General features: G+C 58.4%; 23 protein-coding genes and 1 tRNA gene. 15 read left to right on the top strand and 9 right to left on the bottom strand.

The window, feature by feature from the left end; translation table 11 throughout:
- The first annotated feature begins 134 nt into the window (after window positions 1-134).
- Entirely contained in the window at window positions 135-1,385 is a 1,251-nt protein-coding gene (tyrS, locus tag ACR0AW_RS03810) for a tyrosine--tRNA ligase (RefSeq protein WP_170732459.1), read from the top strand.
- 77 nt (window positions 1,386-1,462) lie between these two features.
- Here tyrS and ACR0AW_RS03815 read toward each other — a convergent pair whose 3' ends face one another.
- On the bottom strand, window positions 1,463-2,950 hold the full coding sequence (locus tag ACR0AW_RS03815) for an adenylate/guanylate cyclase domain-containing protein (RefSeq protein ID WP_170422077.1): 1,488 nt from the start codon (window positions 2,948-2,950) through the stop codon (window positions 1,463-1,465).
- Window positions 2,951-3,291: 341 nt separating this feature from the next.
- Here ACR0AW_RS03815 and ACR0AW_RS03820 point away from each other — a divergent pair, with 341 nt between their 5' ends.
- The 3 genes from ACR0AW_RS03820 to ACR0AW_RS03830 are packed head-to-tail and all read left to right on the top strand — an operon-like array spanning window position 3,292 to window position 6,324.
- Complete coding sequence (locus ACR0AW_RS03820) at window positions 3,292-4,842, top strand: trimethylamine methyltransferase family protein (protein ID WP_170732398.1); 1,551 nt, start codon at window positions 3,292-3,294, stop codon at window positions 4,840-4,842.
- A gap of 19 nt (window positions 4,843-4,861) precedes the next feature.
- A complete protein-coding gene (locus ACR0AW_RS03825) occupies window positions 4,862-5,593 on the top strand; it encodes an SDR family oxidoreductase (RefSeq protein WP_170732399.1) in 732 nt (243 codons plus the stop codon).
- Window positions 5,590-6,324: an SDR family oxidoreductase gene (locus ACR0AW_RS03830; protein ID WP_170732401.1), complete on the top strand. Its 735-nt coding sequence runs from the start codon at window positions 5,590-5,592 to the stop codon at window positions 6,322-6,324. The genes ACR0AW_RS03825 and ACR0AW_RS03830 overlap by 4 nt, the downstream gene beginning before the upstream one ends.
- Before the next feature lie 12 nt (window positions 6,325-6,336).
- Here the strand turns inward: ACR0AW_RS03830 and ACR0AW_RS03835 are convergent, their stop codons facing one another.
- The 4 genes from ACR0AW_RS03835 to ACR0AW_RS03850 are packed head-to-tail and all read right to left on the bottom strand — an operon-like array spanning window position 6,337 to window position 10,809.
- Window positions 6,337-7,677 (bottom strand): NAD(P)/FAD-dependent oxidoreductase, encoded by a 1,341-nt coding sequence (locus ACR0AW_RS03835; protein WP_170732403.1) that lies wholly within the window; start codon window positions 7,675-7,677, stop codon window positions 6,337-6,339.
- A complete protein-coding gene (locus tag ACR0AW_RS03840; protein WP_170732405.1) occupies window positions 7,674-9,170 on the bottom strand; it encodes an aldehyde dehydrogenase in 1,497 nt (498 codons plus the stop codon). The genes ACR0AW_RS03835 and ACR0AW_RS03840 overlap by 4 nt, the downstream gene beginning before the upstream one ends.
- Window positions 9,171-9,173: 3 nt before the next feature.
- Window positions 9,174-10,091 (bottom strand): dihydrodipicolinate synthase family protein, encoded by a 918-nt coding sequence (locus ACR0AW_RS03845; protein ID WP_170732407.1) that lies wholly within the window; start codon window positions 10,089-10,091, stop codon window positions 9,174-9,176.
- 7 nt (window positions 10,092-10,098) lie between these two features.
- The gene (locus ACR0AW_RS03850) at window positions 10,099-10,809 is read right to left on the bottom strand and encodes a GntR family transcriptional regulator (RefSeq protein ID WP_170396695.1); all 711 of its coding nucleotides are present in this window, start codon (window positions 10,807-10,809) and stop codon (window positions 10,099-10,101) included.
- Between the two features lie 133 nt (window positions 10,810-10,942).
- Between ACR0AW_RS03850 and ACR0AW_RS03855 the strand changes: the two genes are divergently transcribed.
- The 3 genes from ACR0AW_RS03855 to ACR0AW_RS03865 all read left to right on the top strand — a co-directional run bounded on the left by ACR0AW_RS03855 (window position 10,943) and on the right by ACR0AW_RS03865 (window position 13,276).
- A complete protein-coding gene (locus ACR0AW_RS03855) occupies window positions 10,943-11,893 on the top strand; it encodes a GlxA family transcriptional regulator (protein WP_170732409.1) in 951 nt (316 codons plus the stop codon).
- A gap of 74 nt (window positions 11,894-11,967) precedes the next feature.
- A complete protein-coding gene (locus ACR0AW_RS03860) occupies window positions 11,968-12,723 on the top strand; it encodes an SDR family NAD(P)-dependent oxidoreductase (protein WP_170509423.1) in 756 nt (251 codons plus the stop codon).
- A gap of 10 nt (window positions 12,724-12,733) precedes the next feature.
- Complete coding sequence (locus ACR0AW_RS03865; protein WP_170626814.1) at window positions 12,734-13,276, top strand: sugar O-acetyltransferase; 543 nt, start codon at window positions 12,734-12,736, stop codon at window positions 13,274-13,276.
- 71 nt (window positions 13,277-13,347) lie between these two features.
- On the opposite strand, the gene ACR0AW_RS03870 is transcribed toward ACR0AW_RS03865, so the two are convergent.
- The 3 genes from ACR0AW_RS03870 to ACR0AW_RS03880 form a co-directional block, all read right to left on the bottom strand.
- Entirely contained in the window at window positions 13,348-15,156 is a 1,809-nt protein-coding gene (locus tag ACR0AW_RS03870; protein ID WP_480438615.1) for an ABC-F family ATP-binding cassette domain-containing protein, read from the bottom strand.
- A gap of 68 nt (window positions 15,157-15,224) precedes the next feature.
- The gene (locus ACR0AW_RS03875) at window positions 15,225-15,959 is read right to left on the bottom strand and encodes a GNAT family N-acyltransferase (RefSeq protein ID WP_170510766.1); all 735 of its coding nucleotides are present in this window, start codon (window positions 15,957-15,959) and stop codon (window positions 15,225-15,227) included.
- Window positions 15,960-16,057: 98 nt separating this feature from the next.
- Window positions 16,058-16,534, bottom strand: coding sequence for an outer membrane protein assembly factor BamE (locus ACR0AW_RS03880; protein ID WP_170396685.1), 477 nt, complete (start codon window positions 16,532-16,534; stop codon window positions 16,058-16,060).
- Between the two features lie 84 nt (window positions 16,535-16,618).
- Here ACR0AW_RS03880 and ACR0AW_RS03885 point away from each other — a divergent pair, with 84 nt between their 5' ends.
- From ACR0AW_RS03885 to ACR0AW_RS03920, 8 genes are all read left to right on the top strand, one after another.
- Window positions 16,619-17,155: a DUF177 domain-containing protein gene (locus tag ACR0AW_RS03885; protein ID WP_170611049.1), complete on the top strand. Its 537-nt coding sequence runs from the start codon at window positions 16,619-16,621 to the stop codon at window positions 17,153-17,155.
- 205 nt (window positions 17,156-17,360) lie between these two features.
- Complete coding sequence (gene rpmF, locus ACR0AW_RS03890; RefSeq protein ID WP_008756996.1) at window positions 17,361-17,567, top strand: 50S ribosomal protein L32; 207 nt, start codon at window positions 17,361-17,363, stop codon at window positions 17,565-17,567.
- A 24-nt stretch (window positions 17,568-17,591) separates the two neighbouring features.
- On the top strand, window positions 17,592-18,677 hold the full coding sequence (plsX, locus tag ACR0AW_RS03895) for a phosphate acyltransferase PlsX (RefSeq protein WP_170396680.1): 1,086 nt from the start codon (window positions 17,592-17,594) through the stop codon (window positions 18,675-18,677).
- 24 nt (window positions 18,678-18,701) lie between these two features.
- Window positions 18,702-19,673 carry a beta-ketoacyl-ACP synthase III gene (locus tag ACR0AW_RS03900; protein ID WP_170732413.1) on the top strand — a complete coding sequence of 324 codons (972 nt, stop codon included), beginning with the start codon at window positions 18,702-18,704 and terminating at the stop codon, window positions 19,671-19,673.
- Between the two features lie 96 nt (window positions 19,674-19,769).
- A complete protein-coding gene (gene ihfA, locus ACR0AW_RS03905; RefSeq protein WP_008755922.1) occupies window positions 19,770-20,072 on the top strand; it encodes an integration host factor subunit alpha in 303 nt (100 codons plus the stop codon).
- An 18-nt stretch (window positions 20,073-20,090) separates the two neighbouring features.
- Window positions 20,091-20,681: a MerR family transcriptional regulator gene (locus tag ACR0AW_RS03910; protein WP_170732415.1), complete on the top strand. Its 591-nt coding sequence runs from the start codon at window positions 20,091-20,093 to the stop codon at window positions 20,679-20,681.
- Between the two features lie 61 nt (window positions 20,682-20,742).
- Window positions 20,743-20,819: transfer RNA gene (locus ACR0AW_RS03915), tRNA-Pro, on the top strand.
- A gap of 61 nt (window positions 20,820-20,880) precedes the next feature.
- Window positions 20,881-21,960 (top strand): 2'-deoxycytidine 5'-triphosphate deaminase, encoded by a 1,080-nt coding sequence (locus tag ACR0AW_RS03920; RefSeq protein WP_170509858.1) that lies wholly within the window; start codon window positions 20,881-20,883, stop codon window positions 21,958-21,960.
- A gap of 3 nt (window positions 21,961-21,963) precedes the next feature.
- On the opposite strand, the gene ACR0AW_RS03925 is transcribed toward ACR0AW_RS03920, so the two are convergent.
- Window positions 21,964-22,203 carry a hypothetical protein gene (locus ACR0AW_RS03925; RefSeq protein ID WP_170611055.1) on the bottom strand — a complete coding sequence of 80 codons (240 nt, stop codon included), beginning with the start codon at window positions 22,201-22,203 and terminating at the stop codon, window positions 21,964-21,966.
- Window positions 22,204-22,267 lie beyond the last annotated feature (64 nt).

Consider the following 22,267-nt stretch of genomic DNA (forward strand, 5'->3'; position numbering starts at 1 on the left):
TAGGGAATTAGAAGGCCAGTCGAATGAATGTACCTTCCGTCGTGCGACCAAGCGGGTCTGGTTTTGAAATTACTGACCTATGACTTACACCAGCCCTTGCAGAGAGGGCCAGAACACAAGGCCTGTTGAGCGTCATGACCTACCACCCCAAATCGGATTTCATCGCCACGATGATCGAGCGCGGCTTTCTCGCCGACTGCACCGATTATCAGGGCCTTGACGACGCGCTGATCTCTGGGGTGCAGACGGCTTATATCGGCTATGACGCCACGGCGCAGTCTTTACACGTGGGTCACCTGATGAACATCATGGTGCTGCGCTGGCTGCAAAAGACTGGGCACAAACCGATCACCCTGATGGGCGGCGGCACGACCAAAGTGGGCGATCCCTCGTTCCGTTCAGACGAACGCCCGCTACTGGGCCCTGAACAGATCGACGCCAATATCGCAGGCATGAAACAGGTGTTCTCGAAATACCTGTCTTACGATGGCAGCGAGACCGGCGCGTTGATGCTGAACAATGCCGAATGGCTCGACAGCCTGAACTATCTCGATTTCCTGCGCGATATTGGGCGGCATTTCTCGGTTAACCGGATGCTGAGCTTTGAATCGGTGAAATCGCGGCTGGACCGCGAGCAATCGCTGTCGTTCCTCGAATTCAACTACATGATCCTGCAGGCCTATGACTTCCTCGAACTGAACCGCCGGTATAACTGCGTTCTGCAGATGGGCGGCTCGGACCAGTGGGGCAACATCGTCAACGGCATCGACCTGACCCGCCGCGTACTGGATCACGAAATCTACGGTCTGACCACACCCCTGCTGACCACCAGCGATGGTCGCAAAATGGGCAAATCGCAAGGTGGAGCCGTCTGGCTGAACGGCGACATGCTGAGCGCCTATGAGTTCTGGCAGTTCTGGCGCAACACGACCGACGCCGATGTGGGACGGTTCCTGAAAATCTTCACCGAGCTTCCGGTAGACGAATGCGACCGCATGGCCGCGCTGCAAGGGTCCGAAATCAACGAGGCCAAAATCCGCCTCGCCAACGAAGTCACAACTCTGCTGCACGGTGCAGAAGCCGCTGCAACCGCCGAGGCGACCGCGCGCGAGGTGTTCGAAAAGGGCGGCGTTGGCGGAGACCTCCCGACCCTGACCCTCAGCGCATCAGAGCTGGGTGACGGCATGTCCATCGTGCAGTTGATCGTCAAATCCGGCCTCGCCAAATCCGGCAAAGAAGCCAAACGCCTGATCGCCGAAAACGGCGCCAAAATGGACGACGCCCCGCTGACTGATGCGGGACTGATGATCGACGCAGGCGCGTTGTCATCGCCGATCAAGCTGAGCGCGGGCAAGAAGCGCCACGCACTGGTTCAATTGGGCTGATCCAAATTGGGCGGTCGCCGCCGGGTGGCCGTCCATTGAAGTAGAAGTGGCAGATTAATTAGGTCGAGACGTAGTGGTCAGCTTTTGGTTTTAGAACCGATCAAGAACCACGTTTTCACAGAACCCAATCCCTTTATCTCCACCACGCCTCGGGGTTCGAAGTCGTAGTCCGCTTCAAGCTCCTCTTTTGCGGCACCCGTTACCTGGATCCTCCCCGGTTCACCGTGGCTCTCCATCCGGCTGGCGGTGTTCACCGTTTCCCCCCAAACATCATAGAACAACTTCTGGTTTCCAATGACACCGGCGACAGCAGGCCCTGCGTGAAGTCCGATTCTTACTTGAAGCCCATCCGGAAAATCAGGTGACATTTCCGCAACCGACCGTTGCACGTCCAGAGCCATCTCGGCGACGCGATGCACCGGGTCGCCGACCGGAGACGGCATACCTGCCGCGACCATATAGGCATCACCAATTGTCTTGATCTTTTCCAATCCGTGTTTGTCGGCCAATTCATCAAATAGACGAAAGATCTTGTTCAGAAACCCGACTACATCTTCCGGCGGCAGTTTCGATGCCCGTGGCGTGAAATCCACGATATCAGCGAATAGTATTGCAACCTTGGGCAAACTGTCAGCGATAGTCTGGTCTGGCTCAAGCTTCAATCTTACCGCAATGTCTTCTGGCAGCAAATTGTAAAGCAACTTTTCCGACCGGTCGTATTCGGCTTCCAATTCGGCTCGCTGGGTCTCTACCTGTTCATAAAGATCACCCAGACGCGCACTTGTTGCATTCACGTCGTTTGCCAATTTGCCAAGCTCGTCGCGATTGGGGACATCAACTCGCGCCGCGAAATCTCCTTCGGCGACAACGCTAAGTGTTTGGCCGATTCGGCGCATTGGCCAGATCAGTGACGAAGAGATTGCGTAGCCAAGAAAAAGGGCTGCCCCCATTGCAATTGTTGCCGCCGCCACGACCATTTTGCGCGTCGATTGGTAAACTTCGGCATTCCTATTTGCCCGGTCACGCATCTCTGCTTCGGCGCCCTGCACAAGATTATACGCATCGCTTTGCAGTGAACGAACTTGGCGAAAAATCTGATCCAATCCCAATTCGGCGAGATTCTGCATGTCTCCGTCTCTTCGAAACCGCACCATGGCGGCGGCCTTGGTTTTGATGTCGCCCAAATCTGCGCGGATTTCATCAATGGTTTGGAACTCTTTGCTGCCCGCCTGCAGGAATCGACGTATCCCTTGCGCAATGTGATGTTGCAGGTTCTCGATCTGACCGATGAAATTGCCGGTTGAAAATGCAAAAATTTCGTCCGAGTCGTCCCCGGGCGTCTGATCGATGACCAAGGACAAGTTCATCAGGTTCAACTCGCTCAGCGCCAAATGGATTTCGTTGAAATATGCAATCCTCTCTTGATCATGGATCATCGCATCGACACGCCTGTTCGATTGCTGCAAGGCCGACACCGCAAAAAGCGCCAATCCCAAAAGCAACAAGGTGATACCCAAAAACGCCATCAGCAGTTTCACCCGCACAGACAGGGCAGCTTTTGCCACGCTCCTTACGATCAGATTTGGTTGCTGAGAGTTCCTAATGCCCCGCTCCCACATGGATTAAGCCCGTCTCGAATGGTGCCGATACATTAATCAGAATACAGTCTGCGGGCGGACTAGTCACTTTTGGCCGCAATTCTTTGGCCCCATCGTCTGCTTCGCTGCCATTGCGTGATGTTAAACACAAACTCCCACAAAGATGCGTTTGAGATGCTTTAGTGAACCTCCTTCGAGTTGCCGTTTATTTGACGAAACCCCAACGTCGCATTTCGCAACAGTCTTTCGCATTCCTGCATGTGGACCTCACCCTTTCCGTTCCACTCTGAACCGGAAGGAGGCACCATATGACCAGAACTGCCACAGCCACACGTACCGGAGGGCGCTCTGCCCGGCGCGCCATGCGCACCGCTCCAAACTTCGAGATGCTGCCAGGGCTGACCCGCGGCATTCCGTTATGCGAAGTGATGGACGGCGCACAGGTTGAACGCATTGATGCGGCCTCGATGGATATTCTGGAAAACGTGGGTGTCCAGTTCCGTGACCCCATCGCGCTGGAAGACTGGAAGAAGGCTGGTGCCAAGGTAGAAGGCGAGCTCGTCTATCTGGATCGCGGTCTGGTGCGCGAGTTGATCGCGACCATTCCGTCAGATTTCACCTACCACGCGCGCGATCCGAAAAAGAACGTGCGGCTGGGCGGTAAACACTCGATCTTCGTGCCAATGACCGGCGCGCCTTTCTTGCGCGATCTGGAAGATGTGCGCCGCAACCCGACGCTGGATGATCTGGCGATGTTCCACAAGCTCAGCCATATGTTGCCCGCGCTGCATTCCTCGGCCCATCACATCGTGGAGCCCTATGATCACCCGATAAGTCAGCGGCATCTGCGGATTACCTATTCGTCAATGAAGCACTCTGACAAAACCTTCATGGGCATGACCACCAGCCCCAAGAATGCCGAAGATGTCATAGAGATGTGCGCCATCCTGTTCGGCGAGGATTTCCTTGAAGATCACCCGGTCACCACTGGCAATTGCAACGGCAATTCGCCGCTGGTCTGGGATGAGACCATGTTGGGCGCGATGCGCGCCTTCTGTCGCCGGAAGCAGCCCGTGCTGTGCTCGCCCTTTGTACTGGGCGGGGCCAACACGCCCGCCAGCGTTCCGGCGACCGTGGCGCAACTGAATGCCGAGGCGCTCAGCGCGCTGGCCTATACGCAGGTGATCCGCAAGGGCGCGCCCGCGATCTACGGGCACTACCTGTCGACCGTTTCGATGAAATCCGGCGCGCCGATGGCAGGCACGCCCGAGATCAGCCTGATGAATTTTATGATCGGCCAGATGGCGCGGCACTACGAAGTGCCTTGGCGTACCTCAAACACTCTGGGCGGAGCCAAGACGTTCGACGCGCAGGCAGGCTATGAATCTGCCACCACCTTGCAGGCGGTCATCCATGCTGGTGCGAACTACATCTGGCACTCGGCGGGCTGGAACGAGGCCGGGATGCACTGCTCGACCGCCAAGTTCATCGTTGACGCGGAACAATGCGCCATGGCCTATCGCATGGCCGAGGGCCCGAAATGGGGCGATTTCGATCAGGCCGTTTCGGCAGTCGGTGATATCGGTCCGGGCGGGCATTACCTTGGGCATCCGCATACGCAGGACAATTTCCAGAGCGCATTCTTCATGCCTGATATGTTCGACAACAACTCGATCGAACAATGGCAGGCTGAGGGTTGTGTTGAAATCACCGAACGCGCCCTGAAACACGCCCGCAAGCTGCTGGCCGAGTATCAGGAACCAACGCTCGATATCGCCAAGAACGAAGAGCTGCTGGATTACATCGCCCGGCGCGAGCGTGAAATACCGGCTGCGGATGAGCTGAACCAGTCCTACTAGATCCCGGGGAGGTACACGAATGAGGTTCGCTGAAAAAACCGCACTCGTCACAGGGGCGTCGGGCGGGATCGGGGGCGCCATCGTCAGCCAGTTGCGGGCCGAAGGCGCGCGTGTAGCTGTTGCTGACCGCGATGTGGGCAGCCTTGAAGCCGAGGCGCATCTGCCCGGCGATCTGCGCGATCCCGACTATTGCGACGGGCTGGCCTTGGCCGCGCATCAGGCGCTGGGTGGTCTTGATATCGTGATCAACAATGCAGGCGTGATCACCCGCGGCCCGGTGACTGAAACATCCGATGAGGACTGGGCCCTGTCCGTCGGAGTGAATGTCGAGGCCCCTTTCCGTATCTGCCGCGCTGCGATTCCAATCATGGCGGCGGCGGGTGGCGGTGCTATTGTGAACACTGCCTCGTGCTGGGGCCTTAGACCTGGCCCGGATCATGTGGTGTACTGCATGACCAAAGCGGCCATTGCCAGCCTCACCCAATGCATGGGGCACGATCACGCCCATCAGGGCATCCGCATCAACGCCGTTTGCCCGAACGAGGTGAACACACCGATGCTGCGTTCGGGCTTTGCCAAACGTGGGTTCGATCCTGATACGGCGATTGCCGAGCTTGGGAAGTCGGTGCCTTTAGGGCGTATCGCCGAACCCGAAGATATAGCCGAAGTGATCCTTTTTCTCGCCTCGGATTCGGCGCGCTACATGTGTGGTGCTCTGGTCGAAGTGAATGGGGGCAAGCCGGTGCGATGAAAAGATTTGCAGGAAAAACAGCGCTCGTGACCGGTGGCCGCAGTGGCATCGGACAAGCCATCGCCCGGCGGCTGCGCGAAGAAGGGGCTAATGTCTACACTGCGCAGCGCGGTAAAGATGATGAGTTCCCCTCTATCCTGTCGGATTTTGCAAATCCGGAAAGCCCGGCGCAGATCATCAAGCAGGTTGTGGACAGCGCGGGCCAGCTGGACGTACTGATCAACAATGCAGGCATGATGCAGGAGGCTTCCGTCAACGACATGCCGCTTGAAGATTGGCAACGCAACCTCATGGTCAACCTGACCGCCCCGTTCCTGCTGATCCAGGCTGCACTGCCACATCTGAGCAAAACCAAGGGCAGCATCGTCAATATCGGCTCGGTCGAGGGGTTGGGCAGCAACCCCGGCCATGCCGCCTACTGCGCCTCTAAGGCCGGGCTGCATGGGCTGACCCGCGCGGTTGCCGTGGATCACGGAGCAGAAGGCATTCGCTGCAATGCGGTGGCACCGGGCTGGATCGACACAGACCTCAACATCGATTTCATCGAGAGCATGAACAACCCCGGCGCATTCCGCCGGGATATCGCCCGCATTCATCCCGTAGGCCGCACCGGCGACCCGAAAGAAGTCGCCGCACTGGTCGCGTTCTTGGCAGCCGAGGAAGCGGGTTTTGTCACCGGTCAAATTTACACGATCGATGGCGGACGGATGGCAAAGCTCAGCCTGCCCTGACCAGCCTGCAAGCTATTCCGCCCCTGATCGCCACTCTTTCCAGCGCAGATACGCATTGGCCCCAACCGATGCGAAGGGCTCGGGTGGTAAACGCGGTGGCATCGGTTGCGCCAGAAAATGATCTGCAATCTGGGAGTCTTTCCCCTGCACAAGCTCTGCCACGCCCATTCCTTGCAGTGTTCCTCGCGCTATACCCAATCCGTTTTGACAACAGGCGGCATATACACCCTGCTCGATCTTACCGAACGCGGCCGAGCCATTGCGGCTGAGGCACAGCATCCCAGCCCAACGGTGCTGCATCTGTACATTCGGCAAGTTGGGAAATCGCTCCTGAAACTTACGATCGTGCACCGCGCCTGCCCGTTTCAAATGGCTGTCGCTACTATGGATTTCAGGATGAAAGCTTGAACAGGTCCGGATCAGAATGCGATCCCCATAACTGCCCGAAACCCGCCGGACCGAAGTGCCCATCGGATCCGCTGGCGTTACTGACCAGCGTGGCTGTCCGCCCAGCGTGGCGATCTGATCTGGCGTCAGTGGTTCCGTTATCGACGCGTAGAGGCAGATGTGCATCAGACGCCGCTGGTAAAACCCAAAGCTTTCCAGATGACCATTTGTTGCCATCACGATCCGCCCCGTCGAAACCCGCGCCTGTTCGGTCTCGACCACCCAGCCACCGCCTTGTTTGCGAAACCCGGTCACGGCAGAGTTTTCATAAACACTAATCTGCCTAGACAGATGCGTTGAGAGAGCCCGCACATAGGCTGCGGGCTGGATCATCACCGTCCCGGGCGCAAACAGACCAGATGTGTAATGCGGGCTGCCCGTCAGCGCCTGCATCTGCTGTGCATCATAAAGCTCGTGGGGCTCTCCCAATCGTGCCAAATGCACTGCGTAGTCTGCGTTGTGCCGATCACCCGCTGCGGTCGCAGCAGCGTTGATCTTGCCGCACGGGTCGAACATCTCAGGCGACAGGTCGCACTCAGCAGCTACCCGGGTCGCAAAGGAAATCGCCTGGCGATTCAGCGCGATTGTGGCCCGATCTGCCTCCAGCCCATCGCTGGCGTAATTGTCCGAGGCCAAGTCATGCGGCAGATCGATCATGAACCCCGAGTTGCGCCCGGCAGAGCCTTCCGCAAAGCGCCCAGCCTCAAGCACCACAACCTTCAGCGCCGGATCAAGCTGATGCAGCCTCAGCGCTGCGGACAGCCCGGCAAAACCACCGCCGATGATGGTCACATCTGCGGTCTGGTCTTGCTCAAGCCGAGGCAGGTCCTGCTGCGGAGGCAGGATGGCATTCCATCCTGCCACGCCGGTTTGCCGGGGTAAACGTTTGGCGGTGTAGATCGTCAATCTACCGCCTCATCTTCGTCATCGGCCAGATCAATCCAGATGGTTTTCAGCTGGGTATACTGATCATGGGCGTGAACCGAGTTGTCCCGGCCACCAAACCCGGACTGCTTGTAGCCACCAAAGGGTGTGGTGATATCCCCTTCACCAAAGCTGTTGATCGTGACGGTACCCGCCCGGATCGCCCGCGCGCCACGGATCGCGCGTTTGGCGTTGGCTGTGAATATCGAGGCGCACAGCCCATACTCGGTGTCATTGGCAATGCTGATCGCCTCGTCAAAGCCCGAAACTTCGATCACCGACAAAACCGGGCCAAAGATCTCCTCGCGCGCCAGCGTGGCATCGTTTCCGGGCACTTCGACCACCGTGGCCTCGATGAATCCATTCTCGGCCTTTCCGCCAATCAGCACGTTTTCGGCCTTGTCCAGATATCCGCAAACCTTGGAATAATGCCCTTCACTAACAAGCGCGCCCATCCGAGTTTCCGGGTCCAGCGGTTCGCCGACATTCCATTGCTTCGCATGATGCGCGATCCGTTCCAACAACTCTGCCTTCACGTCCTTATGCACAATCAACCGCGACGAGGCCGAGCAATTCTCGCCCATGTTCCAGAACGCACCATTGACGACATGCGCCGCCACGCGGTCCAGATTTTCCGCATCCTCCATCACGATGGCCGGGTTCTTGCCGCCCATCTCAAGCACCACCTCCTTGGCATTGCTTTCAGCGGAATAGTTCAGGAACTTCTTGCCCGTCACGGTCGAGCCAGTGAAGGACACCATGTCGATATCCATATGCCGCCCGATGGGTTCGCCCACCTCGGCGCCACCACCTGGTACCACGTTCAGCACACCGCGCGGCAACCCGGCCTCAGACGCCAGCTCCGCCACCTTTAAAGCGGTCAGAGAAGTCTCGGCCGCCGGCTTCAGCACCACTGAACACCCCGCCGCCAGCGCCGGCCCGATCTTCCACGCCAGCATCAGCAAGGGGAAGTTCCACGGCAGGACCAGTCCAACCACACCAATGGGCTCGCGCACCACCATGGCGATGTGGTCATCACTGGCCGGGCTGACCTGATCATAGATCTTGTCGATCGCCTCGGCATGCCATTTCAGGCAGTGGATCGTCTCGGGAACATCAACGGTTTCGCAATCAAAGATCGTCTTGCCGCTATCGATGCTCTCCATCACCGCCAGTTCCCGCGCGTTGCGGGTAAGCAGCTTGCACAGGCGGATCAGAATGTCCTTGCGATCCGAGGGGTGCATCTTTGACCAACGCCCGTCGTCAAAGGCTTCTCGCGCCTTTTCGACCGCAAAATCCACATCCTCCGATCCGCAGGCAGCAATGCTGGTCAGCACAGCCCCGGTGGCTGGATTGATAGTGTCGAACACCTGTCCCGAGATCGAGGGGCGATAACCGCCGTCGATGAAAGCGCCCGTCGGCAGATCCAGATGCGCAGCGATGGATTCGTATTCGTCTTTCGTCAGCAAGCCCATGCCTTAACCCTCCGCCACAATATCTGCGATTTTGCGTTTCAGAACGCGCGTCACCTGTTCCAGCGCGCGTTTGTCATCTTTGTTCAAACCTTTCAGAGGCGGCCTCACCACGCCTGCGTCAATCCCGTTCATGGTGACGCCATGCTTGATCGTCTGGATGAATTTGCCGCCCTGCTCCAGCACCCGCATCAGCGGCATCAGCGCGCTCATGATGCGACGGCCCTTGGCAAAGTTGCCCTCGATCACACAAGCCTGATACAGCGCCACGTGTTCGGCAGGCAGAAAGTTCGACCCGCCACAGACCCAGAACGGCGCTCCCCAGGCGAAGAACTCCAGCGCCTGATCATCCATGCCACAACCCAGCTGAATATGCGGATAGTCCCGCGCCAGCAGATGCACCCGGTTGATATCGCCCGAACTTTCCTTGATGCCACAGAAATTCCGGCTGCGGCCTACGCGGTCCAGGAACTCTTCCCCCATCATCGTGCCGGTCCGGTGCGGATAGTTGTACAGCATCACCGGCAGGTCAGCCGCCTTGTCGATTGCCAGCGCATTCAGCGCATTCTCGCGGTCGGTGGGCACCGAATAGGGCGGGCTGGCCAACAAGATCGCATCTGCGCCTAGGTCTCGCGCACCTGAGGCCAAAGCGACGGAGTCCCCGGTCAGCATCGCCCCCGTTCCCACAACCAGAGGCACACGCCCCTTCAGTCGTTCATGCGTAAAGCGCGCCAGTTCCAGCCGCTCATCGACGGTCTGCGCATAGTTTTCGCCGGTGGACCCGCCCGAGATCAGCCCGTGCACACCATTCTCGATCAGGTACTCGATCACCTCGGCCAACGCGTCCCAGTTCACGCCACCATCCGCCGCGTAGGGTGTCACCACCGGCGTATAAATACCCTCAAATCTGAAGATCGGAGTCATGTGTCCCTCATGCAGAAGTCTTGCCGGGGACCTGCCCCAGCGGAAAATCCAACCCCTCGGGCATCACGAACAGCTCGATCTGATCGCGTGACAGGGTCCAGTGGTCGTCGGCCAGCTGCGCAGCAGCCGCCTCATCGCCCGCCTCGATGGCGGCGATGATGGCGTCATGCTGGTCGCTCGCCTCTGAAAGGTTCTCAGCCATTCGTGCGGTCTGCGGGCGATAAAATGTCATCCCGATCCGCGCGTGATCGATCAGCAACCGGTTGAACGATGGGGATAAATAGACATTCCCCGCCATCTCTCCGGTCACCTCGTGAAACCGGGTATTGGCCAGCGTCCGCTCCTCAGCCGAGCCTGTACGCAAGGCTTGCCGAAACGTCTCTTGCGCCTCTTTCAACTGATCGATCTGATCGTGCGTCGCATTCGCCGCGGCCAGACGCAGCACCGCGCCATAGACCATCGGCGCAACCAGAAAGAAATCGCGTAGCGTGGTATGAGACATCTCTGACACCCGCGCCCCGCGATGGGTGCGCAGGTCCAGATACCCCTCACCGGCCAACTGCCGGAACACTTCGCGCAAAGGCGTGCGCGACAGGCCAAAGGCCTGCGACAGCTGCGCCTCGTCCAAATCTTCTCCGGGACGCAAACGCAGGGTCAGAACCGACATCTTCAGATGCTCAGCCAACGCCTCTTTTGGTGATTTCCCTTCGTCCCTCATCCGATCCCCTTCATCACGATCCCGCGAATCGATAGCTTGCCCTCTGGTATCGTATAAAAATACATGTTGTATACAGTTAGTTTTCGTGCAGCATGCAGAAAACAGTCAGAACGCCCTGATTCCGGTCCTATCGATGAGCCAAACACAGCACTACGCCTTCATACTGGTCGAGGAATTCTCGCATCTCGCCTTCTCCTGCGCGGTCGAGCCATTGCGGATCGCAAATTTGCTGGCCGAGGAAGATCTTTATCGATGGTCCTTCCTGTCCGAACACGCTGAGCATGCGGTCTGTTCAAACGGATCGGTCACTTTGGTGCATGGCGGATTGGGATCTATCCCAAAATGTGACCAACTGTTTGTTCTGTCAGGAATAAACATGCGCAATCACGTCTCGCGTCCGCTGCTCGCAACCCTGCGCCGAGAGCGGGCACGGGGCACCAATATCAGCGCCTTGTGTTCGGGTGCATGGCTGCTGGCCGAGGCCGGATTTTTGGATGGGATGCAGGCGGCGATCCATTGGGAATACCATGATGCTTTCATGGAGGCCTTCCCCGAGATCAACCTCGTCCGCAGCGTCTTTGTCGCCGACGAAAAACACATGACCGCCTCGGGCGGCACCGCAACCGCCGATTTGATGCTGCACCTGATTGAACGCGACCACGGTCACGATCTATCAGTCGCAGTGGCCGATCAAATGGTCTATAACGCCGTGCGCAACGCCACCGCCGATCAGCGCGTTTCGCTGCAATCGCGCAACGGGATGCGGAACGCGCATCTGGCTAAGGCAATCCACATCATGACCGACAATATCCAAAGCCCGTTGTCCCCCTCGGTCATCGCCAGCAAAATCGGCATCTCAACCCGGCAACTGGAGCGCCTGTTTGGGAAATTCCTGAACACCTCGCCTAAGAAATACTTCATGGAATTGCGGCTGGACCGCGCCCGCAATCTGCTGTTGCAGACCGAATCTTCGGTGACCGAGGTCGCCTTTGCCTGTGGCTTCGAAAGCGCCGGCCACTTCTCGCGCGTGTACAGGGCTGCCTTTGGTGTCACGCCCATGCAGCAGCGCAGCAGGCTTGATTGATCAAAGCTGTGACTGGACAGAGGGCCATGGTTGGGATTATCTGAACAAGTGTTCAGATCAGGAAGGAACCCGCCATGCAACTCTCAACCACAGCTGCGGTGATCACCGGCGGAGCCTCCGGCCTGGGTGAAGCCACAGCCCGTCACTTTGCCGAGAACGGCGCGCAGGTCACAATCCTTGACCGCGACGCCGAGCGTGGCCCGCAAGTCGCGGCTGAAATCGGCGGACATTTCGCGCAAACTGATGTGACGGATGAGGCCTCGGTCGCTGCAGCGATTGCACATGCGATGGACAAGATGGGTCGCATCACCGCCGCCGTGAACTGCGCCGGGATCGCGATCGGAGCCAAAACGGTTGGCAAAGACGGCCCCCACCCTCTGGAGGCGTTCCAGCGTACCATCGACATCAATCTGGTCGGCTCCTTCAACGTCTCGCGTCTTGCTGCCGCAGAGATGGCAAAGAATGATCCTGAACCAGATGGCGCGCGCGGCGTGATTATTAACACCGCCTCCATCGCCGCCTTTGACGGGCAAAAAGGTCAGGCGGCCTATGCAGCCTCGAAAGGCGGCGTGGTCGGCATGACGCTACCCATGGCGCGCGATCTGGCCTCGACTGGTATCCGTGTGATGGCCATCGCACCGGGCATCTTCATGACCCCGATGCTGGCCGGCCTGCCTGAAGAGGTGCAGCAACAGCTTGCGGCGGACGTCCCCAACCCTGCTCGCCTCGGCGACCCGCGCGAATACGGTCGTCTGGCCGGGTTCATCGTCGAGATGGGCTACCTGAACGGAGAGGTCATCCGCATCGACGGTGCCCTGCGGATGCGCTAAGACGGGTTTCATGACCGAGCGGCAGAAAATGGCGGCAGGCGAGTGGTATTGCTGCCTCGACCCCGAACTGGAAGTGCTTCGTATGAAAGCACGCCGCGCGGTCCATGCCCACAACACCTGCCCGCCCGATGACCGAGGGGCTATAGCTCCCGAATTGGCGGCGCTCTTTGCGGGGATCGGGCAAGATTGCTATTTTGAGGCTCCGTTCCACTGCGCCTATGGGATGAACCTGTCGCTGGGCGACCGGGTGTATCTGAATGCGGGCTGTGTCATTCTCGACACCGCGCCTGTTCGCATCGGCAGTGACTCGATGCTCGGCCCCACGGTGCAGATCTATTGCGCCCAACACGCCAAAGACCCAGCCCTGCGCGCACAGGGTCTGGAAATCGACCACCCGGTGACAATCGGCGAAAACGTCTGGATCGGCGGTGGCGCGATCATCATGCCCGGCGTTACTATCGGAGACCGCGCCATCGTCGGTGCAGGCAGCGTCGTCACGAAGGACGTCCCCGCCGGAGCAACTGTTGTCGGTAACCCCGCCCGCCCCATTTGAGCACGCGCAAACCGGTGCATAGGTTTGTACAACTCAGACAATCTAGTCGATTGAGGTTGTACAACTCGGACTCAACCGGCTTCGGCCTTCTCTTCAAGCATCAGCCACTCTTCCTCAGCCGCTGACAGTTTTTCCTGCCGTTCGACCAGGGCATCGGTTGCCTTCTGGAACTTGATCGGTTCGCGTGTGAACAGCTCAGGATCAGACATCAGTTCTTCGAGCTTGGCGATCTCGGCTTCAAGGCGCGCGATCTCTGCTGGTAGCTTCTCAAGTCGGTGTTTCTCCGAGAACGACAGCCCTGCTTTTGACTTCGCTTCTTGCTTCACTTTCGGCTTTGAAGGCCTTGCTTTTTCTTCCTTTTTCGCAACCACATCACCTCGCTGAGCGATATAATCGGACCAACCACCGGCATAGACCGTTGCGCGCCCATTGCCCTCCATCGCGATGGTTGTGGTGGCGACCCGATCCAGAAAATCTCGGTCGTGACTGACCAGCAAGACCGTTCCATCGTAGTCGTCCAGAAGTTCCTGCAGCAGATCCAGCGTTTCGACATCCAAGTCGTTCGTCGGTTCGTCCAGCACCAGCAGGTTAGAGGTTTTTGCCATCAGTTTCGCCAACAGCAACCGGGCTTTTTCCCCTCCGGACAATGACTTAACAGCCGCTCTTGCCTGCGCATCATCAAACAGAAACTCTTTGAGATAGCCCACCACATGCTTGGGCTGCCCGCCGACCATCACCTGATCGGCCTTGCCCGAGACCCGCATCTCGGGATCGCCGGTCAAGCTGTCCCACAGGCTCATTTCCGGGTCCAGCTGTGCCCTCGCCTGATCGAACACGGCGATCTCAAGGTTAGTACCCAGCACCACCGAACCCTTGTCCGGTTCGACCTGACCTAGCAGCATTTTCAGCAACGTGGTCTTGCCCACACCGTTCGGCCCAACAAAGGCCACACGGTCACCGCGCTGAACCAGAAGATCGAAATTGCGCACGATCTGCTGAGAGTCAAATGCCTTTGAAACGCCATTGGCCTCGATGACCTTGCGGCCTGATTTCGGACCGGATTCCAACGCCATGGCAGCCGATCCCTGACGTTTGATCTGCGCTGCACGCTCGGCGCGCAAGGCTTGTAGCGCCCGAACACGACCCTGATTGCGCTTGCGGCGGGCGCTGATACCCTCGACGGCCCATCGCGCCTCGGACTTGATCAAGCGGTTCAGCTTGTGGCGCTGCTGATCCTCCTCTTCCCAGACCTTGTCCCGCCAGTTTTCAAAGGCCGCAAAGCCCTGTTCTTGCCGCCGCACAACTCCGCGATCGATCCACAGCGTCGCACGGGTCAACGCACGCAGGAATGCGCGATCATGCGAGATCAGAACATAGGCTGCACGGGTTGAGCCCAACTCACGCTCCAACCACGCAATCGCCTCGATATCCAGGTGGTTCGTCGGTTCGTCCAGCAACATCAAGTCAGGCGCCTCGGCCATCAGCTTGGCCAAGGCGGCGCGTCGCCTTTCCCCACCCGAAGCGGTTTCGACCGCGCGCTCAGGGTCGAATTTCAGCCCTTCGCCCGCGCGTTCGACCTTATACAGCTCACCCGGTTCCAACCCGCTTGAGGCATAGTCTCCAAGCGTCGCGAATCCCTGCATTCCGGGATCCTGCTCCATGTAACCCACTGATTTACCAGGAGGGATGACGATTTCACCCTGATCGGCCTCGACCAGCCCGGCCATCACTTTCATCAAGGTGGATTTGCCTGACCCGTTCCGCCCGACCAGCGCGACGCGATCACCGGGTTGAACCACAAGGTCCAGATCGGAAAACACCGGATCACCCCCGAACGTCAGAGAGATACCGGACATTTGCAATAAAGGAATTCTCGCCATACCCGCCAGCTAAACCGGCCAAAGCAAGGCGTCAACGCCCCAACTTCACCTTTTCCCAGATACTCAAATCACCCAGCCACCGCGCGCAGCAACCGTTTACGAGCTGGGGGAATTGCTCCGATTTCAAGGCCGGTGAACACATGCAGGGTGTTCATGTGCCTGTCCACCACCGCATGATCGCTGACCCACCCCCCCATCATCAGATAGGTGCGCAACAAGGGCGGCATCCTCAGCATCGCCTGTTTTACATCAGGGCGTCTGCGCAAGCGCGCCGCAAAGCGAAACACATCCGGCGCCTTGACTCGCGGCAACCATCGCCTTGGTGCCAGATGTCGGTGTTTGAGCATCGCAAAAGCGTCAAGATATTCGGCTGTTTCGGTTCCAGCGAATGACGAACAACCAAACAGCATTTCGATCCCGTTCTGATCGACATACGCCGTCATTGCGCCCCACGCGACACGCAAGATATCCGGATCATTGTAGTCCGGGTGAATACAGAACCGACCCATCTCGACCATCGGTCCCGTAAAATCGCGTAGCGCCGACAGGTCATAGAACTGTGCCGAGTAGCTGAGTCCGATTTCAAAGCCGCCCTGCATTGTCAGCATACGGAAACAGCACACCAACGCCCCACCGGCCTGCAGATCTTCGACCAGAACATGGGCGCAGCGTGCATCAAAAGCATCACAATCCTGACCATCAGTAGCAAAGGTCAGCATCCTCAGCGTCTGCGCCGCCGCCACGTCTTGCTCGGTTTGCGCCAAGCGGGCGCGATATCGGCCCTTGTCCAACAAAACCGCCATGGTCGCATCCTCCTGCGGTTGCTGACCGGTCACATCTGTCTGGTCCTTACTACAGAATGTGTGACTGTCCTGTGACCACTGCAAGAGAATTGGTCGCTTTAGTTGTTTGCGCCAGGAATATTTGCCGGGTTGAAGTTGCCGATGTTACCCAGAAGCTGACGCAGGAAGCCTTTGTCTTCCACGTTGGAATCGGTCACGCGACGATCCAGCACGATGACATAGCCGTCTTCCAGGCCGAACCGCTCGATATTGCGAACGACACCGCGCTGATCAAAGCTGATCGCGACCAGTTCACGTGAAACGACCTCGGGTCGTTTGGGCCCATAATGACGGACGCGCGAGGCGACATAGTAATAGCCCGAATCCCGCACCACGCCCGCCGAGCTGGGCGCGCCGATGGTTTCTTCAACACTATCGCGGGTATCGACGCCGACCTTGATTTTGGCCAGATCCTCTGGCGGAGGCACGTAGCCGTGATTCTTGAAGATTGGTGAACATGCGCCCGCGACCGCCAGACAGGCCGCAAAGACAAGCGTTTTCGACGCTGGTTTCAACCTGTTCAAACCCTTCAACATGCACATCCTCTTGCCATGGCCCCTTGCGGACCCTATCCGATTACAGAAACCAAGGCTCCGGTTCAACACAGGAAAACCTCACGAATGAGCAACCAGACATCTTTACGCGTCGCAGACCTGCCGCAAAACGCTCCGGCCCCGTTTGAGTTGCGCCCGACCGGCGAGGCGCTGGAGGCCATAAAACAAGAGCTCGGCCTGCTTGGCCTCCGCAAGCTCAGCTTTGTCGGCGAATTACGCGCGCAGGGCAAACGGGATTGGACGCTTTCAGGCAAGCTGGGCGCAACGGTGATCCAACCTTGTGTCGTGACGCTGGAACCAGTGACCACACGCATCGACACCCCGGTGAGTCGCGTCTTTGTGGCCGATTGGAGCGATCCGGAAGAGCCCGAGTTCGAAATCCCCGAGGATGACGAGACCGAACCGCTTGGGCCCGAGATCGATCCTGCGCTGATCATGGTTGAAGCGCTGTCGCTGGCCCTGCCCCAATACCCACGGAAGGATGGAGTTGAGCTGGGCCAGATAGACTATACCGAACCGGGCAAACAGGCCCTCACGGATGAGGATGTAAAACCCTTCGCTGGTTTGGCCGGGCTGCGGGATGCGATGAAAAAAGACGAGTGACAGGCGAGGGATTTCCTGTCATAGCAGGCCGTCAGAAAAACCGCTTGAACATGACGAGAATCGCAGTATTTTCGCGCGCTCATTGGAATTTGGGTTGGACATTGCGGGGCAAGGCCCTTAAACGCGCGTCAAACCACGAGAAAACAAAGTACGTAACCCGGCTGACAGCGAATCTGTCAGCCCATATCAGACAAAGGTTGAGACCATGGCCGTCCAACAGAACAAAGTTTCCAAGTCGCGTCGCAACAACCGCCGCGCACACGACGCTCTGGTTGCTGCAAACCCGAACGAATGCCCGAACTGCGGCGAGCTGAAGCGCCCACACCACGTTTGCGCATCTTGCGGCCACTATGACGATCGTGAAGTCGTCGCTCAGGCCGACGAAATCGACCTGGACGAAGACGCGGCCTAAGCCTGATTGGACGCAGGCCAAGGCATGACGGATCAGCCCACGCAGACCGGACGGATCATCATCTCGGTTGACGCTATGGGCGGAGATTCGGGCCCTGCAGTCGTTGTGGCGGGCATTGCAAAATCTGCGGACAAGAACCCGAAGATCGGGTTCATCCTGCACGGTCAGGAACAGGAACTACGCAAGCTGGTTGCCAAACGGCGTGTCCTTGATGGGCGCGTCGTTTTTCGTGATTGCCCGGACGTGGTCACGATGGAAGACAAACCAAGCCAGGTTGTCCGCAGCGGCAAGAGCACGTCGATGTGGTCCGCTCTGGAAGCGGTGCGTGCAGGTGAAGCGCACGGCGCGGTGTCCTGCGGCAATACGGGCGCGCTGATGGCCATGTCCATGTTGCGGCTGCGCAAGCTGCCCGGCGTGAACCGCCCTGCCATCGCGATCCTGTGGCCCTCGCGCAATCCGCATGGGTTCAACGTGATGCTGGACGTCGGCGCAGATGTGCGCGCTGATGCCAAGGACCTTTTGCAATACGCGCTGATGGGGGCTTCATACGCGCGCAACGGTATGGCGCTCAGCCGCCCTCGGATCGGGTTGCTGAATGTCGGCACCGAAGAACACAAGGGCCGCGCCGAACTGAAAGAAGCCCACGCGATGATCTCGGACTTTGCCGATCAGGCGAATTTCGAGTTCGTGGGCTTTGTCGAGGGCAGCGATATCCCCGGCGACAAAGCTGACGTGATCGTGACTGACGGGTTTACCGGCAATGTCGCCATTAAAACTGGTGAAGGCACCGCGAACCTTATCGGTGATTTGCTGCGTGAGGCGTTCAAATACTCGCCCCTATCCCGGCTGGCCTCGATCCTGGCAATCACCTCGTTGAATCGTCTGAAAAAGCGGATAGACCCGCGCCGCGTCAATGGCGGCGTGTTCCTGGGACTCAACGGAACCGTGGTGAAATCCCACGGCGGAGCGGACGCAACCGGCGTTTCCGCAGCGGTTAAGCTGGCCTTCACTCTGGCTGAATCCGGTTTCGCCGAAAAATTGGCGGCACGGGTTGCATCAACAGCCGCACTTGCACAAGATGCGGCCCATTCCGTGTCTCAATCGGAATAATAACAAAAAAGGCAGTACCCCAGCATGGCAGGCCGCTCAGTTGTTGTAGGTGTCGGGCATTATTTGCCAGAGCGCGTTGTACCGAACTCTGAGTTCGAGAAAACGCTGGATACGACGGACGAATGGATTCGCACCCGGTCCGGGATCGAGCGGCGACACTTCGCGGCCGAGGACGAAACCACTTCCGATCTGGCCACCAAAGCGGCCGAAGCTGCACTGGCTGATGCCGGACTGACGGCGGATGATATCGACGCGATTGTGCTGGCAACCTCCACAGCTGATTTGACCTTTCCTTCGGCGGCAACCATGGTTCAGGCCCGGTTGGGCATGACCAAAGGTTTTGCCTTCGATGTACAGGCGGTCTGCGCTGGATTTGTCTTTGCGCTCAGCAACGCCAACGCCCTGATCCTGTCCGGTCAGGCCAAGCGCGTACTGGTGATCGGCGCCGAGACCTTTTCACGAATCATGGACTGGACCGACCGGTCGACCTGCGTGCTGTTTGGCGATGGCGCGGGCGCACTGGTTCTGGAAGAGCAAGAGGGTCAGGGCACTTCGGATGATCGCGGTATTCTTGCCACCGACTTGAATTCGGACGGACGATACAAAGACCTTCTCTATGTTGATGGCGGGGTTTCGACCCAATCCACCGGCCACTTGCGGATGCAGGGCAATCAGGTCTTCCGTCATGCGGTCGAAAAACTGGCCCGAACCGCAGAAGTCGCGCTGGAGCGTGCAGGTCTGTCCAGCGACGATGTTGACTGGATCGTGCCGCATCAGGCCAATATCCGCATTATTCAGGGCACCGCCAAGAAGATGGGCCTGTCGATGGATAACGTTGTGGTCACCGTTCAGGACCATGGCAACACATCGGCAGCCTCCATCCCTCTGGCCCTGTCGGTGGGCAAGCAAAACGGCCAGATCAAAACCGGCGATCTGATCGTTACAGAGGCGATTGGTGGCGGTCTGGCCTGGGGTGCGGTCGCACTGCGTTGGTGACCGGCACAATCCGGCTTACAGAGCCTCCTGCAATTCATTGATATTGACAGCGAATTTTGCATAGCCATATGCTCAGACATCAACAGGGGAAAAAGCATGGGCGACAAAACACTGACCCGAATGGATCTGAGCGAGGCCGTCTTTCGTGAGGTTGGCCTGTCACGCAATGAAAGCGCACAGCTGGTCGAAAGCGTTCTGAACCACATGTCTGACGCGCTGGTGCGTGGCGAACAGGTTAAGATTTCGTCATTCGGCACCTTCAGCGTTCGGGACAAAACCGCCCGTATCGGTCGCAACCCTAAAACCGGTGAAGAGGTTCCGATCCAGCCCCGTCGTGTACTGACATTCCGTCCGTCGCACCTGATGAAGGATCGCGTCGCCGCAGGGAACCGCAAGTAAGTTCAGGACATCCAGGTTATGAGTAAGTCCCCCGATGCCTTTCGCACCATAAGTGAAGTTGCGGACTGGCTCGGAGTTCAGGCTCATGTGCTGCGTTTCTGGGAAAGCCGGTTTACCCAAGTCAAACCCGTCAAACGCGCCGGTGGGCGGCGATATTATCGCCCCAATGATATGCGTCTGCTGGGCGGTATCAAGAAACTGCTACACGAGGACGGGATTACCATCAAAGGTGTTCAGCGTATCCTTCGGGAACAGGGCGTTGCGCATGTTGCATCGCTGTCACCTAGCCTGGACGAAAACGCGCCAGCACCCAGCATCGACGATACTGTGGTTCCGTTCGCTTCAGCGCCGGAACCATCCGCAAACCAGATCGACATGGATTTGGGCGAACCCGCCCATTCCCCTGCCCCAGAGGCTCCGAAACCCGTCGCAACCCCCGAACCCAAACCGATACCGGCTGAGCTGGATGCAGCGCCGCTGATGGGTGGTATTGCCTCGCTGGCATGGAATCGTGACGAGTATGACGATGAGCTGTTGCACCAGATTGCACCCATCGCCAAGGACCTGCGCAGGTGGCTGAATCGCGTCGAACACCACACGGCGGGATAGCAAAAAAGGCGATGATTTCCTCTTGCCCCCGCCGGGAAAGTCTTTATGAACACCTCAACGTCGGGCTATGGCGCAGCCTGGTAGCGCGTCCGTCTGGGGGACGGAAGGTCGCAGGTTCGAGTCCTGCTAGCCCGACCAAATCACACCGACGTTTATGGCACATAGGCCAGATCCCGCTCTGGCAGCAGAGGGGATCGAGATGACAGGTGTTTGCCCAAATCAACAGCTTGAGGCGATGATTGCACGCGGTGAGATCGCCGCAAGCCCAGACATCATCCCTGCACAGGTGCAGCCGGCAAGCCTTGATCTACGTTTGGGAACAGTGGCTTACCGGGTGCGCGCGTCGTTTCTGGCGGGCGAAGGGCGTTCTGTCGCAGACCGGTTGGCCGAGTTTGAGATGCACCGCATCGACATCACTGAAGGCGCTGTTCTGGAAAAGGGCTGTGTCTATCTGGTGCCGCTAATGGAATCGCTCGCCCTGCCCGATGACGTCAGTGCGGTGGCCAATGCCAAAAGCTCGACCGGGCGGCTCGACTTGCTCACGCGCACGATCACCGATGGCGGAACCGAGTTTGATCGGGTTCCCGCAGGCTACACAGGTCCGCTTTATGCCGAGATCTGCCCGCGATCGTTCTCGGTTCTGGTGCGCCCCGGAATGCGTCTGAATCAGATCCGTTTCCGCAAAGGTCAGGCGGTACTCAGCGACGCCGAGCTGACCGCGTTGCATGGTCAAACGCCGTTGGTTGATGGGCCAGCCGTCATTCAGGACGGGTTGGGGTTTTCGGTCGATCTGCAACTGCCCGATACCGATCTGGTCGGCTATCGCGCCAAGCCCCATACCGGGGTGATCGATCTGGATCGGATCGGCGAATACGACCCGCAGGAATACTGGGAAGAGGTGCATACCAAGGACGGTCGCATCATCCTCGACCCCGGCGCGTTCTACATTCTCGTCAGCCGCGAAGCGGTGCATATCCCGCCAATGTATGCTGCTGAAATGGCCCCATATCTCGCTATGGTCGGCGAGTTCCGGGTACATTACGCCGGATTCTTTGACCCGGGCTTTGGACATGCCGAAGCAGGCGGCGCTGGATCACGCGGGGTGCTGGAAGTGCGCTGCCACGAAGCGCCATTTGTGTTGGAACACGGACAAGTCGTCGGGCGCCTGGTTTATGAGAAGATGGCCGAAATGCCGACACAGCTATATGGTGCTGGGATTGCTTCGAACTATCAGGGTCAAGGCCTGAAACTGTCCAAGCATTTCAAAGCTGTGGGCTGAGTTTCAGAACTTCATGAACCGACGCATCTGACGCGACACCTGCCGCATCTGCTTTGCGCTTTGATTTTGGCGCTTGGTCGCATCGCGCATCTGGCGGTCCGCCTCGGGGCCATTCCCAGTATCAGACTGACCCGGTTTACGGCCCACCTTGCTGGCCATATCAATACCCTTGTCCACACCGTGGTTCACCAGGCGACGCATCACCCGGCGCACGATCATATCGATGATCCGATTGGCATTCATTGGCTCAACTCCGTTTCCTGCACCCAATGATAGGCGGGATCTGCGGCAATAAAAGGGCTGTCCG

The sequence above is a fragment of the Ruegeria sp. C5 genome, from assembly GCF_056537605.1.

What these genes read in the sequence shown, in the direction of transcription:
- tyrS (WP_170732459.1), top strand. Translation starts at nt 135, where the DNA reads ATGACCTACCACCCCAAATCGGATTTCATCGCCACGATGATCGAGCGC.
- ACR0AW_RS03820 (WP_170732398.1), top strand. Translation starts at nt 3,292, where the DNA reads ATGACCAGAACTGCCACAGCCACACGTACCGGAGGGCGCTCTGCCCGG.
- ACR0AW_RS03825 (WP_170732399.1), top strand. Translation starts at nt 4,862, where the DNA reads ATGAGGTTCGCTGAAAAAACCGCACTCGTCACAGGGGCGTCGGGCGGG.
- ACR0AW_RS03830 (WP_170732401.1), top strand. Translation starts at nt 5,590, where the DNA reads ATGAAAAGATTTGCAGGAAAAACAGCGCTCGTGACCGGTGGCCGCAGT.
- ACR0AW_RS03840 (WP_170732405.1), bottom strand. Translation starts at nt 9,170, where the DNA reads ATGGGCTTGCTGACGAAAGACGAATACGAATCCATCGCTGCGCATCTG.
- ACR0AW_RS03845 (WP_170732407.1), bottom strand. Translation starts at nt 10,091, where the DNA reads ATGACTCCGATCTTCAGATTTGAGGGTATTTATACGCCGGTGGTGACA.
- ACR0AW_RS03850 (WP_170396695.1), bottom strand. Translation starts at nt 10,809, where the DNA reads ATGAGGGACGAAGGGAAATCACCAAAAGAGGCGTTGGCTGAGCATCTG.
- ACR0AW_RS03855 (WP_170732409.1), top strand. Translation starts at nt 10,943, where the DNA reads ATGAGCCAAACACAGCACTACGCCTTCATACTGGTCGAGGAATTCTCG.
- ACR0AW_RS03860 (WP_170509423.1), top strand. Translation starts at nt 11,968, where the DNA reads ATGCAACTCTCAACCACAGCTGCGGTGATCACCGGCGGAGCCTCCGGC.
- ACR0AW_RS03865 (WP_170626814.1), top strand. Translation starts at nt 12,734, where the DNA reads ATGACCGAGCGGCAGAAAATGGCGGCAGGCGAGTGGTATTGCTGCCTC.
- ACR0AW_RS03870 (WP_480438615.1), bottom strand. Translation starts at nt 15,156, where the DNA reads ATGGCGAGAATTCCTTTATTGCAAATGTCCGGTATCTCTCTGACGTTC.
- ACR0AW_RS03875 (WP_170510766.1), bottom strand. Translation starts at nt 15,959, where the DNA reads ATGGCGGTTTTGTTGGACAAGGGCCGATATCGCGCCCGCTTGGCGCAA.
- ACR0AW_RS03880 (WP_170396685.1), bottom strand. Translation starts at nt 16,534, where the DNA reads ATGTTGAAGGGTTTGAACAGGTTGAAACCAGCGTCGAAAACGCTTGTC.
- ACR0AW_RS03885 (WP_170611049.1), top strand. Translation starts at nt 16,619, where the DNA reads ATGAGCAACCAGACATCTTTACGCGTCGCAGACCTGCCGCAAAACGCT.
- rpmF (WP_008756996.1), top strand. Translation starts at nt 17,361, where the DNA reads ATGGCCGTCCAACAGAACAAAGTTTCCAAGTCGCGTCGCAACAACCGC.
- plsX (WP_170396680.1), top strand. Translation starts at nt 17,592, where the DNA reads ATGACGGATCAGCCCACGCAGACCGGACGGATCATCATCTCGGTTGAC.
- ACR0AW_RS03900 (WP_170732413.1), top strand. Translation starts at nt 18,702, where the DNA reads ATGGCAGGCCGCTCAGTTGTTGTAGGTGTCGGGCATTATTTGCCAGAG.
- ihfA (WP_008755922.1), top strand. Translation starts at nt 19,770, where the DNA reads ATGGGCGACAAAACACTGACCCGAATGGATCTGAGCGAGGCCGTCTTT.
- ACR0AW_RS03910 (WP_170732415.1), top strand. Translation starts at nt 20,091, where the DNA reads ATGAGTAAGTCCCCCGATGCCTTTCGCACCATAAGTGAAGTTGCGGAC.
- ACR0AW_RS03920 (WP_170509858.1), top strand. Translation starts at nt 20,881, where the DNA reads ATGACAGGTGTTTGCCCAAATCAACAGCTTGAGGCGATGATTGCACGC.
- ACR0AW_RS03925 (WP_170611055.1), bottom strand. Translation starts at nt 22,203, where the DNA reads ATGAATGCCAATCGGATCATCGATATGATCGTGCGCCGGGTGATGCGT.